This is a genomic window from Streptomyces tateyamensis (assembly GCF_003205575.1).
Classification (GTDB): Bacteria; Actinomycetota; Actinomycetes; order Streptomycetales; family Streptomycetaceae; genus Kitasatospora; species Kitasatospora tateyamensis.
This window is the reverse complement of the sequence record NZ_PYBW01000336.1, coordinates 1-225: the sequence shown is the minus strand read 5'-3', so window position 1 is coordinate 225 and position 225 is coordinate 1. Positions and strand designations below refer to the sequence as shown.

The following is a 225-nucleotide window of genomic DNA, read 5'->3' as shown; positions in this document are numbered from 1 at the left end:
GCCGCGCCCCCCCCCCCCGCCGCACCGCGTCCCGCGTCGGCTGAGCCCGCCCGGCTCCCCGATCTGAGCCTGCTCCTGGTCCCGCCGCCCGCCCGCAGCGGCTGGCGCCTGGTGCCGGCCCGCGTGCAGGCGATGTGCGCGGTCGAGCTGCAGAAGCTGCGCCACGACCGGACCGAGCTGTACACCCGCGCCGTCCAGCCCGCGCTCTGGCTGCTGATCTTCGGT

1 pseudogene is annotated in these 225 nt (G+C 78.2%); it reads left to right on the top strand.

Annotated features, from left to right (window positions below):
• Positions 1-225 (top strand): annotated as a pseudogene (locus C7C46_RS33640) (ABC transporter permease); the annotation flags it as partial.